A 17,552-nucleotide genomic window follows, 5' to 3' on the forward strand; every position below is an offset into this window, starting at 1 on the left:
GAGGGATTCATGAAGCAGTCGTGTCAGGAACACTTCTCTCCGTTCCGCCCTGCCTGGCATCGTCGGTGCAGCGAGGCATAAGCGGAACATAAGTGGCGCTCGACCGAGCCACGAGGAGACGGATGATGGAGATCGCCGTACTCGGCCCGCTGGCGGCACAACTGGGGGAGAAATCCGTGGTGCCGAGCGCGGCGAAGCCACGGCAGGTCCTCGCCCTGCTGGCGCTCGACTCCGGCCGGAAGGTGAGTGTCGCGGCACTGGCGGAGGAACTGTGGGGGGACCGGCCGCCGCGCAGCTCCGCGGCCACGCTGCACACCTACGTCAAGCAACTGCGCCACCTGATCGCGGCCGCGCTCGGCCCCGCTGCGGTGCCCGGACCCCGGGAGATCCTCAGCAGGCAGTACAACGGCTACGTACTGGACGCACCGCCGGACGGCACGGACGCCGTACGTTTTGAACGGCTGGCCCGGCAGGGACGGTCGGTGCTGGAGGGGGGAGACGCCGCCACGGCCTCGGACCTGCTGGAGCGGGCCCTGGGGCTGTGGCGGGGTCCCGCACTCGCCGACGTCACACCGGGACCCCTGCTGGAGGCGGAGGTACTGCGCCTGGAGGAGCTGCGACGCACCGCCCTGGAGGACCGCATCACAGCCGACCTCCGCCTCGGCCGGCACGACCTGCTCCTCGGCGAACTCACCGGCCTCACCGCCCGTTTCCCCCTCCACGAGCGCCTGCACGGCCAGCTGATGGTCGCCCTGTGCCGAAGCGGCCGCACCTGGCAGGCACTTGAGGTCTACGGCCGTCTGCGCACCGCCTGCGTCGAACGCCTCGGCCTGGAACCGTGCCCGGAACTGCGCCGCCTGCACCAGGCGGTACTCACCCAGGACCCGTCGCTGACCGAGTGGTCGGTGGCATGACCACCCCACTCCGGCTGCTCTGTTTCCCCTACGCCGGCGCGGGAGGATCGCTCTTCGCGCGCTGGCAGGGCGAACTGGCGGACCGGGGCTGCCCGGTGGAGGTGGTCCCGGTCCGACTGCCGGGCCGGGAGGGCCGGGCGAGGGAGCCTCGGTTCACGGAACTCGCGCCGTTGGTACGGGCGTTGGAAGCGGACCTGACCGAACTCCTCGACGAACCCCACCTGATGTACGGCCACAGTATGGGCGCCCTGGTCGGCTACGCCCTGACCCTGCGCCGACAGGCCGGCGGCGCGGTGCTCCCCCGGGCCCTGCTCCTGGCGGCCCACCGCGCACCGCACCTGCCCGCGCCGCACATAGCGCCGATCGACGCCCCTGACGCGGAACTCGCGGCGGCGCTCGCCCGACTGGGCGGCCTGCCGCCCCTCCTCCTGAACCACCCCGAGTGGCTGCGCGCCCTGCTCCCGATCATCCGCGACGACCTACGGGTCTGCGCGGACGCGGCCTCGCTGCACCCGCAGCCGGTACGCGTCCCCCTGCACCTGTTCGCGGGCGAGGAGGACATCCTGGTCCGCGTCCCGGAGGTACTGGCCTGGCGCCGCTACGCGGGCCTGGGCTGCGAGCTCCGCACAGTGCCGGGCGGCCACTTCTTCCCACGGACGCACGAGGGTGCGCTGCTGGATGAAGTGGCGTGTGTGGTGAAGCGAGAGGTCACGCCGCGAGGCGTGTACGGAGCAGCCTGAGGGTCGTGGCCCCGCTGAGCACACCGAGCGGGAGATTCATCCAGAACGCCTTCTCACCGAGCATGAGCCCCGCCGCGAGACCGACAAGCAGCACGCCACTCCACCCGAGCAGTGCCGCCTCCCGCCGGTCGGGCGACGGGAACGCCCGCGGCAGCAAGGTCAGCGCGACGGCGGTGAGCGCGGCGGCACCGGCGCCCTGCACCCCGCGCAGAACGAGGAAGGAGGCAGGGCTGGTGATCAGACCGAAGGCGATCACGGCAGAGGACTGGACGAACATCCACAGCCCGGCGAGCAGGACGAGGAACGGCCCGATGCGGGCACAGAGCCAACGCAGCGGCAACAGCAGCACACCGAGGGCAAGAACGTAGACGACGACGGCCCAGAGCAGTCCGGCAGCGGCGACGCACCCGCAGGCAGAGGCAACAAGAAACTGGCTGATGCTGAGAGCAACAGCAAGTGTGGCGCCCCGACAGGGGTGCGGGGCTGTGACATTTGCGGCTCCGCCGCGTGGGCGCGACAAGCCCCTCCCGGCCCGCAGATCGGTCACAACGCGGCCTGCACTTTTGCCACCCGCTCCCCCGGCCGCTGCACCTGAAAATACGCCCCGGCAAGCACACGCCGAGTAAGCCGAGGACTACTGCTCACCACCCGATAAAGCGTCCGGCGCCAAGCCGAACCCATCGCCCCGTCAAGCGTGAACAACCGCTCCTGACGAAGCTGAAGCGCACGCGAGCGCGCAACCGACCCCTCCCGAGACCGCTGAAACGCCTCCGCCGCGGCGAGCAGCGAGGCCGTGGAGCCGCCGTCGTCCGAGAAGGCGGCAGCCACCCGCGGTGCCAACGTCACGGCATCGATGATCGCGTGATTGACCCCCTGCCCAAGAATCGGGGTAAGGGTATGCGCCGCGTCACCGATCAGCGCGAGACCAGGAGCCGACCAACGCGGCACGACGGTCGTGAAAATGTCCAGCATCGAGGTGTCGGACCAACTGCGCACCTGCTCGCGCACGGTCGCCGACAGCTCTGGAGCCAGCAGATCCAGTCGTTCGTACAGCGCGGGCAGCCCCTGGCCCCGCATCTCCCGCAGCCCGCCCTTGGGGATGTTGAACCCGACGCGGACACTGTCGGGCCTGGTGGGGATGAACAGCCCGTGCTGGTCGCCGCGGATGCGCACCCGATACGTACGGTCGTCCCAGGCGTCGTACGGGAAGGGCAGCTTGAGCCAGATGACATCCCGTTCGAGGGGGACCTTGCGGTAGGCGAGGCCGGCCATGTCGCGGACCTTGCTGAAGCGTCCGTCGGCGGCCACCGTCAGGCTGGCGCGGATCTCGGTCTCGCCGTCGGGGGTGCGGGCCCGCACCCCGGCGACCGCGCCCTCGCCGTCGTACAGCAGGCCGGTCGCGGTGGCGCCCTGCAGGAGGCGGAAGCCGGGATGTCCGGCGCCGGTCTCGGCGAGCGCCGCGAGCAGGGTGGGCTGCGGCAGCTCGACAGGGAAGGGGTGCGGGTAGCGGAAATCGGCGAACTCGGCGCGGAAGACGGTGTGTCCGCTGTCGTCGATCTCCATGCGGTGCATCTGGACGTAGGACCCGTCGAGCCGGTCGAGCAGGCCGAGCCGGTCCAGCAGCCAGACGGAGTCCGGGGAGACCGACTCCCCGCGGAAGGAGCGGTTGAAGTGCCCGCTCGCTTCCAGGACGACGACGGGCACGGACCGCCGGGCCAGTTCCACGGCGAGGGTGAGCCCGGCGGGCCCGCCGCCCACCACGCACACGGACGTCTGCATCGACATGGCACTCCCCAGGCTGTAGGTGGGTGGTCCGGTCCCTCGCACTGACGCCCGATCCTCGGCACCCCCGCTTAAGCCGCCCTTGCACAAGACGCACTTAAGCCACCCTCCCCAGGCTCCCCGCCATGACCACCGACGCCCTCGACCGGCTGCGCTCGCTCCGCCGGTACGGCCCCGAAGTCCCCGCGCTGCTCGCGGAACTCGCCGCCGGACCCGACCCGTTCGGCGCGCTCCAGTCGGCCGGCCGGGCCCTCGCCCGTTTGGCACACCACCTGGAACCGGTGCAGGTCACCGTCACCGGCAGCGGCACCCTCGACGGCCTGGTCCCCTCCCTCACCGCCGAGTTCGCGCGCCACGGCCTCGGACTCGACCCGAGCATGGGCGACTTCGGGGCCTGGGAGCGCGAACTCCTGAGCACCTCAAGCCCGGCTGCCCTGCTGCTGTGCGTACTCGACGCCTCCACCGTCTTCGACGCGCTGCCCGTCCCCTGGACGGTCGCCGACGCCGCCCACGCCACGGCCGACCTGCTGGCCCGGCTCGACGCCCACGCCGCCCGGCACGCCGAGCACGCGAGCGGCCTGCTCGTCCTCAACACGCTCCCGCTGCCGTACACGGAGACCCACCAGCTCCTGGATCTGCGCGCCCGAGCCGAACTCGGCGCGCTCTGGCGGGAGTTCAACGCGGGCCTGCTGCGCCTCGCCCTGCGCCATCCGCGCGTCCAGGTCATCGACCTCGACCCCCTGCTGACCTCGGGCGGCCCCCTCCACGACCCCCGCCTCGCCGCCTACGCGAAGGCCCGCCTCGGCCCCGAGCTACTCGCCCGTTACGCCCGCGAGGTCGGCCATCTGGCCCGCGCCCTGCGCGGCCGGGCCCGGAAGGTGCTGGTGCTGGACGCGGATCAGACCCTGTGGGACGGGGTGCTCGGCGACGCCGGACCGGAGGGCATCGCGGCGGCGCACACGCTGCGCGGGGAGGCGTTCGGGCGGTTCCAGCGGGTTGCCAAACAGCTCGCTGCGCAAGGAGTGCTGCTCGCCGTGTGCTCCAAGAACGACCGCGAGCCCCTCCTCGCGGTACTGCGCGAGCACCCGGACATGCTGCTGCGGGAGCCGGACTTCGTTGCCGTGCACGCCGGTTGGGGGCCGAAGGACGTCGCCCTGCGGGAGATCGCCGAGGCGCTGAATCTCGGCGTCGACAGCCTCGTGTTCGCCGACGACTCGCCCTTCGAGCGCGGCCAGGTCGCGGGCGCCCTGCCCGCCGTACAGCTGATTGCGCTGGACGACGAACCGGCGCTGCATGTCGAACGGCTGCTGGCGGACGGGTGGTTCGACGTTCCGGAGCTGACCGATGCCGATCTGCGGCGGGCGGAGGGGTATCGCAGCGAGTCGGACCGGGCGCGGCTGCGGGAGAGCGCTCAGTCGTACGAGGAGTATCTGGCGCAGCTGGGAGTCGTCGTCGAGCTGTCGGCGCTCCGGCCGCACGAAGTGGCTCGAGTCGCCCAACTCACCCAGCGGACCAATCAGTTCAACCTTACGACGCGGCGGATGTCGGCCCCCGAGGTGCAGGCGTACTCGGATGGGCCGGGCGGGCTTGTCGTGACCGTCGGCGCGCGGGACAAGTTCGGGGACAACGGGCTCGTGGGGGCGGTCTTCGTGCGGCGCGAGCCCGAGGCCTGGCATGTGGACAACGCCCTGCTCAGCTGTCGGGTCTTCGGCCGGGGCATCGAACAGGCGGCGTTCGCCGCGCTGTTGACGGAGGCCGCCAAGACCGGCGTCGCGGCCGTGTACGGCAGCTACCGGCCCACGGCCAAGAACCACCGAGTGCGGGATCTGTACCCCTCGCTCGGCTTCGAGCCGGGAGCCGAGGGCGTCTTCCGCCATTCCCTCCGCCGGCTGCCCGAGGTACCGGCACACATAGCGCTCAGGGGGACGATTCAGTGAGCAGCACCTTCACCTCCGTGGTCCTGGAGAACACCGCCGCGCACGCGGCCAAGGACGCCCTGATCCACCTCCGCGACGACGCAGAGGAGCGCGTCAGCTACGCGGCCCTCGACAGCCGCGCCCGCCGGATCGCCGTGTGGCTGCGCGACCGGGGTGCGGTCGGCCGGCCCGTACTGCTGCTGTATCCCCCGGGCACCGGCTTCGTCGCGGCGTTCCTCGGCTGCCTGTACGCCGGAGCGGTCGCCGTGCCCGCGCCGCTGCCCACCGAGCAGGGCCGCCAACTGGCCCGTGTCTCCGGCATCCTGCGCGACGCGGAGGCGGCGGCCGTCCTGACCTCGCCCGAACTCGCCCGGACGCTGGAGGCCTGGCTGTCCGGCGAGGCGATGGCGGACGTACCGTGTCTGGGCACCGACGGCGACGGCGACTTCGCCGACCCGGCAGACTGGCGGGCGCCGGATCCCCGCCCCGACGACCTCGCGTTCCTCCAGTACACCTCGGGCTCGACCAGCGACCCCAAGGGCGTGATGGTCACCCATGCCAACCTGCTGGCCAACGAGGCGGCGATCCAGGCGTGGACCGGGACCGGACCGGACACGATCGGGGGCGGCTGGCTGCCGCACTATCACGACCTCGGGCTGATCGGGCACATCCTCCAGCCGCTGTACGCGGGCGGCACGGCGGTGCTGATGTCGCCGACGTCGTTCCTGAAGCGGCCGTACCGCTGGCTGCGGATGATCGACGACTACCGGCTGAGCGGGAGCGGCGGCCCCAACTTCGCCTTCGATCTGTGCGTGCGCCGGATCACCGACGAGCAGATGGCGAACCTGGACCTGTCCGGCTGGCGGGTCGCCCCGAACGGCGCCGAGCCGATCCGTGCGGACACCCTGCGCGCCTTCGCGGAGCGTTTCGCGCCCGCCGGTTTCCGGCCCGAGACCTTCTTCCCCTGCTACGGCATGGCGGAGACGACCCTGCTGGTGACGGGCGCCCGGCCGGAGTCGGCGCCGGTGGTGCGGACCGTGGACGCGGCGGCGCTGGAGCGGGGCGAGCTGGCGGAGCCCGTGGCGGGCGCGCGGGTGCGGACCCTGGCCGGCAGCGGGACCGTACGGGACGGCGAGATCCGTATCGCCGAGCCCGCCTCGGGGGCCGCCTGTCCGCCGGGCACGGTCGGTGAGATCTGGGTGCGGGGCCCGAGCGTGAGCCCAGGCTACTTCCGCGATCCGGCGGCCACCGCGCACAGCCGTACGCCCGACGGCTGGCTGCGCACCGGCGATCTCGGGGTCCTGGACGGCGAGGAGCTGTTCGTCACCGGCCGGTTGAAGGAGGTCATCATCCTCGCGGGCCGGAACCTGTATCCGCATGACGTGGAGCGTGCCGTGCAGTCCGCCGACCGTTCGCTCGCGGCCGGAGCGGGCGCCGCGTTCGCCGTGCAGAGCGACCAGGGGGAGCACCTGGTGGTGGTGCAGGAAGTGCGGGCGGCGGCGGTGCCGGACGGCGATCTGCGCGCGGTGGCCACGGCCGCGCAGTTGCTGATCGGCCGTCAGTTCGCGGTGGCGGCGGGCAATGTGGTGCTGGTCCGTCCGGGCACGGTCCGGCGCACCACGAGCGGGAAGGTCCAACGCACCCTGATGCGGCGGCTGTTCCTGGAGGGCGCCCTCGTCCCGCTGTACGAGGTGCTCCAGCCGCCGGTGCGGGAGCTGGTCGCCGACGCGGCGGACCGGGCGCTGGAGCGGGTGGGCCCGGCATGACCTTCGAGCACTCGCCTTACCGCCTCGCCGAAGAGCTGGAGCTGTACCTGGGCGACCCGAACGACCGGCGCGGGCCCTTCTCGTACGACACCTGCGCGCGGCTCGACGCCCGGGAGGAGTTCCCGGCGGAGATCTGCCGGCTGCTGGACGACTGGGGGCTGCCCGACTACTACGTGCCGACCTTGGCGGGCGGCCGGCTGCGCGACTACGAGCACGCGTTGCAGTTGATGCGGACGGTGGCCCGCCGGGATCTGACGGTGGCCGTGGCGCACGGCAAGACCTACCTCGGCGCCGTCTGTGTGTGGATCGCGGGCAGCGCCGAGCAGGCGGCCCGGCTGGGCGCGGACATCCGGGCCGGGGTGCCGGTGGCGCTCGGTCTGACCGAGCGGGCGCACGGCAGCGATCTGCTCGCCGGCGAGGTGGAGGCGGTGCCGGACGGCTCCGGGAACTGGCGGGTGAGCGGCGAGAAGTGGCTGATCAACAATGCCACCCGGGGCAGTGTGCTGACCCTGCTCGCCCGTACCGCCGAGGACGGCGGACCGCGTGGCTTCAGCGTGCTGCTGGCCGACAAACGCGAGCTGGAGTCGGGCAGTTACCGCCATCTCCCGAAGGTCCCCACGCACGGCATCCGCGGCGCCGACATTTCCGGTATCGCCCTCGACCGGGCCCGGCTGCCCCGCTCGACGGTCGTCGGCGGCGAGGGCGGCGGCATCGAGACGGTGCTCAAGGCGCTCCAACTGACCCGCACGATGTGCGCCTCGCTGTCCCTGGGCGCCGCCGACCACGGCCTCGCCCTGGCCCTCGACTTCGCGGAACAGCGGCGGCTGTACGGCAGGCCGCTCGCCCAACTCCCCCAGGCACGGCACGTGTTGTCCGCCGCGGCGGCCGATGTCCTCGTCCATGAGGCCCTCGCCCTGGTCGCCTCGCGGCTGGTGCATACGGCGACCGGTGAGCTGAGCGTGATGTCGGCGGTCACCAAGTACTTGGTGCCGACCGGCACGGAGGAGCTGCTGCGCGAGCTGGCCGCGCTGCTCGGCGCTCGGGCTTTCCTCACTGGTGTCGAGCGGTACGGCATGTTCGAGAAGATCGAGCGCGACCATCGCATCGTCTCCCTTTTCGACGGCAACACGCTGGTCAATCTCAACTCGCTGGTGAGTCAATTCCGTTCACTGGTACGCAACTGGCGTCGCCCGCGTCTCGACCCGGCCCCGGCCTGCGATCTGTCCGTACCGCTCCCCGACTTCGACCCGGCGGACCTGTCCCTGATGTCGCGGTACGGCAGCTCCCTGCTCAGCGCGCTCCCCGCGTGGACGGCGGCCTTGGAGGGCCACCCCGCCGCGGAAGCGGCCCGGCGGCTGCTGGCCGTCACCGAGGGCGTGATCGAGGAGATGGCGGCGCCTCGCGAGCTCGTCGGTGGAGTCCCGTACGAGGCCTTCGAGACGGCCCGCCGTCTCTGCCTGTGCTGCGCGGGCGCTGCCTGCATGGGCCTCTGGCTGCACAACCGGCTGGTCGCCACCGGAGGCGTCTGGCGCGACGGCGTCTGGCTGCGCGCGGGCCTGGACCGGCTGCTGGTACGGCTCGGCGAGCACCAGCGCGCCGCCGACCGGGAGGCGTACGACCGGCTGCTGGACGAGGCGTATGCGGCGCGGTCGGCGGGGCGGCTGTTCTCGCTGCTGCGGCTCGACCTGGCGAGGGAGACGGTATGAAACGGGCCCTGGAACTCGCCCGGCTGTTCGGCGATCCGGACGACCCCGCGAACCCGGTCGGCCGGGCGGCACTGCTCGCCGCCGACGAGCGGGGCGAACTCAGCGCCCCGGGTGAGGAGTTGCTGGACGGCTTCGGCTTCGGTGCCGAGTTCGTACCGCAGGAGCTGGGCGGGCGGTTGACCGGTCTGGACGAACTGGTGCGGGTGGCCCGGGAGGTGTTCCGGCACGATGTCGGGCTCGGCCTCGGCTACGGCGTGACCTCGTTCATGGCGGCCGTGAACGTCTGGACGGCGGGCTCCGCCGAACAGCGGGGGCAGCTGGCGGGGCTGCTCCTGGACGGCCGCAAGGTGTCGGTGGCGTACCACGAGCTGGCGCACGGCAACGACTTCCTGCGCAACGAGTTCAGCGCCCAACGAACGCCGGGCGGCTACACCCTCGACGGCGTCAAGCAGGTCATCAACAACGCCGACCGGGCGGCGGCCTGGGTGCTGTTCGCCCGCACCGACCCTGCCCCCGGCGCCCGCAGCCACTCGGTCCTGCTGACGGGGCCCGAGGACTGCACTCCGGCCTTCCTGCCCCGCTATCGCACCTCGGGTGTCCGGGGCTGCCGGATCACCGGCCTGGATTTCCGTGACTGCGAGGTCCCGGCCGGCGCCCGCGTCGGCACGGAGGGCCAGGGCGCCGAACTGGCCCTGCGTTCCTTCCAGATCACCCGCAGCGCGCTGCCCGGGATGGCGGTGGGCACGGTGGACACCTGTCTGCGCACGGTGCTGCGCTTCGCCCTCGGCCGCCGCCTGTACCGGCGCCGGGTGCTGGACCTGCCGCACGCGGCGACCGTACTGACCGACGCGTTCACCGACTTACTGCTGTGCGACGGCCTGGCGCTCGCGGCCTCGCGGGCCGTGCATCTGCTGCCCGGGCAGGCGGTCGTGACGAGCGCGGCGGTGAAGTACCTGGTCCCGAGGCTACTGACGCGCACCGCCAACGACCTGTCGGTGATCCTCGGCGCCCGCTTCTACGTCCGCGAGGGCGACCACGCGATCTTCGGCAAGCACCTGCGCGACCTGCCGGTCCTGAGCCTCGGCCACGCGGGCCCGACAGCCTGCCTGGCAACCCTGATCCCTCAACTCCCGCGCCTGGCCAGGAATCCGGGACCACCGGCACCGGATGCGCTGTTCATGCCGGACGCCCCGCTGCCGGTCCTGCCGTACGAGAGCCTTGGGCTGACGGCGGACGGGGATGCGCTGGGAGCCGTACTCACCGAGGCCACGCACCCGGACCCGTATGTACGGGCTGTGCTGGGCCAGTTGGCGGCGGAGCTGGCAGCCGTACGCCAGGCAGCGCGGAAGCTGCCGCCCCCGGAACGGACCCCGCTCGCCGGGCCCGCGGCCTTCCGACTGGCCGACCGTCACGCGCAGTTGCTGGGAGCGGCGGCGGCGCTGGGCGTGGCGCGATCGGCGCGGGACGGCTTCCTGGCCGAGCCCGAGTGGCTGGCGGCCACTCTGCACCGCACCGCCGTCCGCCTGGGCCTGCGCCCCGCCCCGCCGCCCCCGAGGACAACGGAACGGCTGCACGCCGAACTCCTGCGCCGCCACACCGAGAACCGGTCCTTCGACCTCTACGACCTTCCCCTGGACGGCTGACACCGATGGAGCGACCCATGACCGCGCCGAGCACCCATACCGAGCGGACGCTGACCGACTGGTTGGTCCACCGCGTCGCCGAGTACCTGCGCACCCCGCCGTCCGAGATCGACCCCGCCGTGCCGCTCGCGCAGTACGGCCTCGACTCGATCGCGGCGCTCAGCCTGTGCGGAGACGTCGAGGACGCCTTCGGGGTGCCCGTGGACCCGACGGCGGCCTGGGACTACCCGACCGTCCAGGCCCTCGCCGGACACCTGATGGACCGGCTGGGGATGACGCCATGACGGCGGGCGCCATCGCCGTCACGGGCATCGACTGCCGGTTTCCCGGGGCCGAAGGGCCGGGCGGCTACTGGGAGTTGCTGATGCGGGCCGGTGACGCGGTCGGCCCGGTGCCGCAGGAGCGCTGGTCGGCGAGGGACTACCCCGCCCAGGCGGGCTTCCTCTCCGACCCGGACGTCTTCGACCACGAGTTCTTCGCCCTCTCCCCGCGCGAGGCCGGCTCCATGGACCCGCAGCAACGGCTGATGCTGCACTGTGCCTGGCGGGCGTTCGAGGACGCGGGCATCGCCCCGCAGCGGCTGGCCGGGACGCCGACGGGGGTCTTCGTAGGGGTGATGGGCAGCGAGTGGGCCCAGCTGACCCTGACGGACCTGCCGGGCATCACCGCCCAGATCGGCTCCGGCAACGGCTACTGCATGATCGCCAACCGGGTCTCGTACCACCTGGACCTCAAGGGCCCGTCCCTGGCGGTGGACACGGCGTGCTCGTCCTCGCTGGTGGCGGTGCACCTGGCCGCGAACTCGCTCCTCTCGGGTGAGTGCGACTGGGCGCTGGCGGCCGGGGTGAACCTGGCGCTGACCCCGGCGCTCGGCCTGTTCTACTCCCGGGCGGGCCTCGCGGCCCCCGACGGCCGCTGCAAGCCGTTCAGCGCGGACGCGGACGGGATCGGGCGGGGCGAGGGCGTAGGGGCGGTGGTGCTGCGCCGGTACGAGGACGCGGTGGCCGACGGACAGCCCGTGTACGCACTGCTCCGCGGCACCGCCGTCAACCAGGACGGCCGCAGCAACGGCATCACCGCCCCGAGCCGCTGGTGCCAGGAGGCGGTGGTCGCGGCGGCGTACCGGCGGGCCGGGGTGGACCCGTCCGACGTGACCTTCACGGAGGGCCACGGCACGGGGACGGCGCTGGGCGACATGATCGAGACGAGGGCGCTGGGCGCACTGCACGCGGGGCGCACGAGCCCGATGTCATTGGGCTCGGTCAAGGGCAACCTGGGCCACACAGAGGGCGCCGCAGGCATCGCGGGCTTGATCAAGGTGGCACTGTCCCTCCACCACCGAACCGTCCCGGCCAGCCGCTACGCGGCCCGAGAAAACCCCGACCTGTCCCTCACGGACCAGGGCCTACGGCTCCTGAAGGCACCGTTGCGGCTGCCGCGGGCGCCGGTGGTGGCGGGCCTGAGCAGCTTCGGGTTGGGCGGGACGAATGCACATGCGGTACTGGAGTCGAGGCCGAGCCCGCGTGGCTGCGGGCAGTCGGGCCGCTGGGGCGGCTCCCGACCCACAGAAAGCGGCACCCCGCCGACGCGGGCGAGCGAAACCCACCCCGCGCCAGCCCCCACCGGCCTAGGCGCAGCAATCTTCACCCTGACCGCCCCCACAGAGGCATCCCTACGCCGCAATCTCCGGGCCCAGGCCGACACACTCACCCGCCGCCGATCACCCCTGGGACCGATCTGCTGGACCTCCCACCAGGTCAAGTCCGGCCACCCCCACCGCCACGCAATCGTCGCCACCGACCCCACCGACCTGGCCAACCGCCTACGCACCGCGGCCGAAGCCAACACGCTCCCACCACCCCCCACAGACCCCCCACAAACCGCCTGGCTCTTCACCGGCCAAGGCGCCCAATACCCCGGCATGGCAGCCCGCCTGCACCAGGAATCCCCCCTCTTCCGCCACCACCTCTCCGCAGTCGACGCCGCCCTGCTCCCCCACACAGGCACCTCCATAACCGAGTTGCTCCTCACCGCAGACCCGGCCATCCACCGCACCGCCCACGCCCAACCCGCCCTGTTCGCCATCGGCTACGCCCTGGGCGCCGCCCTCATCGAACTGGGCATCCACCCCCACCTCCTCCTCGGCCACAGCGTCGGCGAGTTCGCGGCAGCCGTACTGGCCAAGGCCCTCCCCCTGGAGGCCGCGGCCCAACTCATCGCCGCACGCGGGGTGTTGATGCAGAACCTCCCCGACGGCGGCGGCATGATCGCCGTACGTTCCCCGGCAGAACCCCTACGCACATACGTAGATGCAGAATCCTTGGTCGGCTACGCGGCCCTCAACGGCCCCCACTCCACGGTCCTCTCCGGAGACCTGACCGCCCTGCACCGCATAGCCGAGAAGGTCGAGCAACAAGGCACACGGGTACGCCAGTTGCAGGTCTCCCACGCCTTCCACTCCCCCCTCATGGAACCGGTGCTCGAGCCCTTCCGCCGCCTCGCGGAGCAGACAGGCGGCGGTGTCCCGACGACACCCCTGTACTCCACCCTCCGAGGCAAACTCCTCGACGCCGAACCCATGGACGCCGCCTACTGGACGGAACACATCACCGCCCCCGTCCTCTTCGCGGACGCGGCCGCCCAACTCCTGGACGAACGCCCCACTCACCTGCTGGAGCTGGGCCCGAAGCCCGTACTGACGACGCTGGCGGCGGAGTTGACGCGACACACCAGCACCCCCCTGCACCCCCTCCCGGGCAAGAACGCAGGCGCCCGAGAACTCGCCGAAACCCTCGCCGCACTCCACCGAGCAGGCCTGAACCCGAACTGGGAAGCCGTACACCCCCCACAGGACCGCACCCTGACCCGCCTCACCCCATACGCCTTCGCCACCGACCACCGCTTCCCGCGCCCCGGCCTGCCCACTTCGCCACAACCCCCAGAGCAAGCCCAGAAAGAACCGAAGCACCACACAACAACCGCCGCCACAGCCGTACGCGAAGCCGTCGCCGGCGTGGGCGGATACCGCGGCGACGACCTCTCCGAGGACGCCCGCCTCTACGAAGACCTGGGCCTGGACTCGGTCGCTGTCGTGGAGCTCAAGACCCGCATAGAGGAGCAGCTCCCCGCGCTCGGCGAACTCCCCGTACAGGAACTGCTGTTGCGCCTCACCACGCTCGGCGACCTCATCACCTACGTACAGGAGCGCACCCCATGACCACGACGCACCTCGCCGCCGTAGGAACCGCCCTCCCCGGCGATCCGGTCGACAACTCCGCCCTCGCCGCCACCTTCGGCGTGAACGCGGAATGGGTCGAGGCATTCATCGGCACCCGTACCCGCCACTTCGCCCGAGACCTGACCACCGGCGAGATACGCCACTCACTCGCCGACCTGTGTGCGGCGGCGGCCGGACAGGCGATGGAGCGCTGCGGGGCAGAACCCACAGACATCGAGTTCCTGATCCTCGGCACCGCGACCCCGGACCACCTGATGCCGACGACAGCCGCCCAGGTCGCCGACCTCGTCGGCCTCGACCAACTCCCCGCCTACCAACTCCAGTCGGGCTGCGCCGGCGCCGTACAAGCCCTGGACCTGGCCCGGCACCTGATCGGCAGCGGCGAGTACCGCACCGGCCTCGTCCTCGGAGGCGACGTCTGCACCAAACACCTGGACCTGCGCCGGGACATGACCGCAGCCGCCCCGAGCGACCTGGTGAACTGCGTCCTGTTCGGCGACGGCGCGGGCGCGGCCGTCGTGACGGCTGAGCCGTACGGAGAGGCGGTGGCCCTCCTGCGCACCCTCAGCCGCTGCACCGGCCTCGGTCGTGAACCCGGCCAGATCATCGACTGGTTCGGCCTTGCCGACCGCGACACCGAGCGGCAGGCGCTCACCGAGGACTACAAGGCGATCGAGGAATCCGTCCCGGTGCTCGCGGTCGAGATCCTCTGGGAGCTTCTGGACGACCTCGGCTGGCCGCCCGAGTCCCTGGACTTCCTGCTGCCACCGCAGCTCTCCGGCCGGATGACCCGCCTGATCAGCGACCGGCTCGCGGTCCCCGGCGCCCAGGAGATCTCCTGCGTCGACCGCACCGGCAACAACGGCAACGCCCTGCCGTTCCTCCAACTCGACGACCTCCTCCCGAAGATGGGCCGCGGACAGCGAGCGCTGGCCATCGCCGTCGAGTCGAGCAAGTGGATCAAGTCCGGGTTCGCCCTGGAAAAGGCCTGAGAGGAGAGCCCGCCATGACGTCCGTGGACTCCGCCGAGTTCCAGCGACTGGTCCGAGAGGACCTCCAACTGCCGCTCACAGCCGATGACTTCACGTCGGACTTCGACCAACTCCCCGACTGGGACTCCCTGCTCCTGCTCAAACTGGTCGTCCTGCTGGAGCGCGCCACCGGCCACCCGGTCCCCGTCTCCCGCCTCTTCGAGGCCCGCAGCCTCCAGGAGATCCACACCATGGTGGTGACCCCATGACCCAGATCGCCCACAGCACCCACCCGGTACGCGACCGCCGCCACACCCTCCACTTCCTGGAGTACGCCGCCACCCAGCGCCCGGTGCATCTCGACACCGACATCGACATGACCCGCGTACTGACCCATCGCGAGGGCGCCGAACGCCACTACTCGACGGTGACGTACGTCCTGCACGCGGCGGGCCGGACCATGGCCGCGCATCCGGAGGCCAACGCGATCATGTCCAGGCGCCGAGTCATCCGCTTCAAGGAGGTCACTGGCAAGCTCGCCCTGGACGCCAGGGTCCCCGGCGGCGACCGTATCGTCCTGTCGGCCCTCCTCCCCACTCTGGAGACGGCGACGCTGGACGACATCCAGGACCGCGTCGACCGCTACCGAAAGGCGCCGGACCCGACCTCGCTCCCCGAGTTCCGCGGCGCCCGCACCCTGGCCCGCCTCCCCGCCTGGCTCGGCCGCCTCGCCTTCACCGCCGCCCTGCGAGGCGCCCACCGCCGCCCGTCCGTCCTCGGCACGGTCTCGGTCAGCTCCCTGGGCCACCGCCCGGTCGACGGCTTCCACTCCACAGGCGGTACGGCGGTGACGCTGACCTGCGGCCGGACCGCGCCGCGCCCGGTCGTGCGGGACGGCGGCCGGATCGAACCGGCCCCGCTGATGCGGCTCGGACTGACCTTCGACCACCGGGTCCTGGACGGAGCGGCGGCCGCCGACGTACTGGCCGACCTCAAGGCCTCCCTGGAATCCGACTGGCACACCGCAGCCCGCCCCCGCCGTCTCCACGAGGCCATGACGCGGCAGGAGACCGACCCATGGACCGCCTGACCGAGCTGAAGGAGTACGCCCTCCTCCACGCCCGCAACCAGGGCATGACGGCGAAGCAGGCGGCCCGCGTCCTGGCCCGCATAGCCAATGACGACCCCGGCGACGAGTCCTCCTGGGCCCGCGTCTGGACCACCGAGGCCGACGCCCTGGCCGCCCGGGGCCGCCTCCTCGAAGCCTGCCGCGCCTACGCCCTGGCCCGCTTCCCGTACCCCGAGGACCCCCACCGCACCCGCGCCCAGCACGCCGGCGTGACGGCCTTCGACGACTGGCGCCGCGCCCGCCCCCGGGGCATCGACCGACTCGAACTCGACCACCCGCAAGGGCGATTGGCGTGCTGGACGGCCGGTCTGGCACCCCGCCGCCCCCTCCTGGTCATGATGGGCGGCATCGTCAGCGTCAAGGAGCAGTGGGCGCCCCTGCTGCCGAAGCTGACCCGCCTCGGCTACGCGGCGGTGGTCACGGAGATGCCCGGCGTCGGCGAGAACACCCTCCCCTACACGGCCGACTCCTGGCGTCTGCTGCCCTGGCTGATGGACGAACTGTCCGCCCGAGCGCGTACCGCCGAAACGACCCTGCTGTGCCTGAGCTTCAGCGGCCACATGGCGCTGCGCACCGCGACCGAGGACCACCGGGTCCGGCGCGTCCTGACCGTGGGCGCCCCGGTCGCGCACTTCTTCACCGACGAGGACTGGTGGGCCCGCGTCCCCTCCATCACCGTCACGACCCTGTGCCGACTGACGGGCGCCGCGGACGAGGCCGAACTGCGGTCACTGCTGAAGGAGTTCCCCCTGGAGGCGGACCGGCTCAGGACCGTACGAGCCGGGGTCCGCTACGTGGCAAGCTCCCGGGACGAGATCATCCCGCCCCGGGAACAGGCCCTGCTCCGGTCCGCCCTGCCCGACCTCCGCATCAAGACGTTCGACGATGTGCACGGCTCACCGGACCACGCCGGTGCGCTCCGGCGCTGGCTGGTACTGAACCTGCTGCGCTCAGCACGTGGTCGCGCAGCCGGTTGAGGGCCGGACCGGGCCCGATCCCGAGTTCGTCGTGCAGGGACCGGCGTACGGCCCGATAGGCGCGCAGGGCGTCGGACGGCCGCCCGGACCGATGGAGCGCGACGATGAGCTGACAGTGCAGCCGCTCCCGCAACGGATGTGCCACCGCCAACTCCATGAGCTCACCGGTGAGTTCCCGATGCCGCCCGAGCTTGAGGTCAGCGGCGATCCGCTGCTCCAGCACACAGAGCCGCTGCTCCTCCAGCCGAGTAGCGGCGGACCGCAGAATCACTCCCTGCGGAACCCCGGACAAGGCGGGCCCACTCCATAGCGCGAGGGCGTCCGCCAAGTCCCGTGAGGCGCCGGCGAAGTCCTCATCCCGCAACGCGCCCCGCCCCCGCTCGCTGAGCTCCTCGAACAGATGCAGATCCACATCGTCCCGCTCGACGTCCAGCACATACCCGGGCGCCCGACTGACCAACGGCCGCCCGACCCCACCCTCCGCGAGCGCCTTGCGCACATGGCAGATGTACACATGCAGAGTGCTGGAGGCGGTACGGGGCGGCCCATCGGCCCAGAGCTCATCGATGAGCGCCTCGCTGGACACCACCGAGCCCGCCCGCACCAACAGAGTGGCGAGAACGGCCCGAGGCTTGGCAGCGGCCGGAGTACGGGGACAGAAACGAACCGGACCCAGAACACGAAACCGCACGGGGCAGCTCCTCTCAAGGAAACTGCGCCAAGCCTCGCGACTCCGTCTGAAGAAGCACGGGAGACTCAAGGGAGCCTCG

15 protein-coding genes are annotated in these 17,552 nt (G+C 71.9%); 12 read left to right on the top strand and 3 right to left on the bottom strand.

Annotated elements, in window-relative coordinates; translation table 11 throughout:
• Window positions 1-125: 125 nt before the first annotated feature.
• Window positions 126-914, top strand: a complete 789-nt coding sequence (locus OHT76_RS08675) for an AfsR/SARP family transcriptional regulator (RefSeq protein WP_328870165.1) — start codon at window positions 126-128, stop codon at window positions 912-914.
• The gene (locus tag OHT76_RS08680; RefSeq protein ID WP_328870166.1) at window positions 911-1,654 is read left to right on the top strand and encodes a thioesterase II family protein; all 744 of its coding nucleotides are present in this window, start codon (window positions 911-913) and stop codon (window positions 1,652-1,654) included. The genes OHT76_RS08675 and OHT76_RS08680 overlap by 4 nt, the downstream gene beginning before the upstream one ends.
• On the opposite strand, the gene OHT76_RS08685 is transcribed toward OHT76_RS08680, so the two are convergent.
• Both OHT76_RS08685 and OHT76_RS08690 read right to left on the bottom strand, forming a co-directional pair.
• Window positions 1,623-2,003 (bottom strand): hypothetical protein, encoded by a 381-nt coding sequence (locus OHT76_RS08685; protein ID WP_328870167.1) that lies wholly within the window; start codon window positions 2,001-2,003, stop codon window positions 1,623-1,625. The genes OHT76_RS08680 and OHT76_RS08685 overlap by 32 nt on opposite strands.
• Window positions 2,004-2,197: 194 nt before the next feature.
• Entirely contained in the window at window positions 2,198-3,439 is a 1,242-nt protein-coding gene (locus tag OHT76_RS08690; protein WP_328870168.1) for an FAD-dependent oxidoreductase, read from the bottom strand.
• Window positions 3,440-3,561: 122 nt separating this feature from the next.
• Between OHT76_RS08690 and OHT76_RS08695 the strand changes: the two genes are divergently transcribed.
• Genes OHT76_RS08695 through OHT76_RS08740 form a run of 10 tightly spaced genes read left to right on the top strand, consistent with a single transcriptional unit; the run spans window position 3,562 to window position 16,782 of the window.
• Window positions 3,562-5,373 (top strand): HAD-IIIC family phosphatase, encoded by a 1,812-nt coding sequence (locus tag OHT76_RS08695; protein WP_328870169.1) that lies wholly within the window; start codon window positions 3,562-3,564, stop codon window positions 5,371-5,373.
• Window positions 5,370-7,118 (top strand): fatty acyl-AMP ligase, encoded by a 1,749-nt coding sequence (locus OHT76_RS08700; protein ID WP_328870170.1) that lies wholly within the window; start codon window positions 5,370-5,372, stop codon window positions 7,116-7,118. The genes OHT76_RS08695 and OHT76_RS08700 overlap by 4 nt, the downstream gene beginning before the upstream one ends.
• Window positions 7,115-8,824 carry an acyl-CoA dehydrogenase family protein gene (locus OHT76_RS08705; RefSeq protein ID WP_328870171.1) on the top strand — a complete coding sequence of 570 codons (1,710 nt, stop codon included), beginning with the start codon at window positions 7,115-7,117 and terminating at the stop codon, window positions 8,822-8,824. Before OHT76_RS08700 ends, OHT76_RS08705 begins: the two co-directional genes overlap by 4 nt.
• A complete protein-coding gene (locus OHT76_RS08710) occupies window positions 8,821-10,467 on the top strand; it encodes an acyl-CoA dehydrogenase (RefSeq protein ID WP_328870172.1) in 1,647 nt (548 codons plus the stop codon). The genes OHT76_RS08705 and OHT76_RS08710 overlap by 4 nt, the downstream gene beginning before the upstream one ends.
• Window positions 10,468-10,484: 17 nt before the next feature.
• The gene (locus OHT76_RS08715; protein ID WP_328870173.1) at window positions 10,485-10,751 is read left to right on the top strand and encodes an acyl carrier protein; all 267 of its coding nucleotides are present in this window, start codon (window positions 10,485-10,487) and stop codon (window positions 10,749-10,751) included.
• Window positions 10,748-13,684 carry a type I polyketide synthase gene (locus OHT76_RS08720; protein WP_328870174.1) on the top strand — a complete coding sequence of 979 codons (2,937 nt, stop codon included), beginning with the start codon at window positions 10,748-10,750 and terminating at the stop codon, window positions 13,682-13,684. Before OHT76_RS08715 ends, OHT76_RS08720 begins: the two co-directional genes overlap by 4 nt.
• Window positions 13,681-14,697: a 3-oxoacyl-ACP synthase III family protein gene (locus OHT76_RS08725; protein WP_328870175.1), complete on the top strand. Its 1,017-nt coding sequence runs from the start codon at window positions 13,681-13,683 to the stop codon at window positions 14,695-14,697. Before OHT76_RS08720 ends, OHT76_RS08725 begins: the two co-directional genes overlap by 4 nt.
• 14 nt (window positions 14,698-14,711) lie before the next feature.
• Window positions 14,712-14,945: a phosphopantetheine-binding protein gene (locus OHT76_RS08730; protein ID WP_328870176.1), complete on the top strand. Its 234-nt coding sequence runs from the start codon at window positions 14,712-14,714 to the stop codon at window positions 14,943-14,945.
• On the top strand, window positions 14,942-15,766 hold the full coding sequence (locus OHT76_RS08735) for a 2-oxo acid dehydrogenase subunit E2 (protein ID WP_328870177.1): 825 nt from the start codon (window positions 14,942-14,944) through the stop codon (window positions 15,764-15,766). The genes OHT76_RS08730 and OHT76_RS08735 overlap by 4 nt, the downstream gene beginning before the upstream one ends.
• Window positions 15,754-16,782, top strand: a complete 1,029-nt coding sequence (locus tag OHT76_RS08740; protein ID WP_328870178.1) for an alpha/beta hydrolase — start codon at window positions 15,754-15,756, stop codon at window positions 16,780-16,782. Before OHT76_RS08735 ends, OHT76_RS08740 begins: the two co-directional genes overlap by 13 nt.
• Here OHT76_RS08740 and OHT76_RS08745 read toward each other — a convergent pair.
• The gene (locus OHT76_RS08745) at window positions 16,676-17,473 is read right to left on the bottom strand and encodes an AfsR/SARP family transcriptional regulator (RefSeq protein ID WP_328870179.1); all 798 of its coding nucleotides are present in this window, start codon (window positions 17,471-17,473) and stop codon (window positions 16,676-16,678) included. The genes OHT76_RS08740 and OHT76_RS08745 overlap by 107 nt on opposite strands.
• Window positions 17,474-17,552: the final 79 nt, after the last annotated feature.

This window comes from Streptomyces sp. NBC_00287, from assembly GCF_036173105.1.
Taxonomy (GTDB): domain Bacteria; phylum Actinomycetota; class Actinomycetes; order Streptomycetales; family Streptomycetaceae; genus Streptomyces.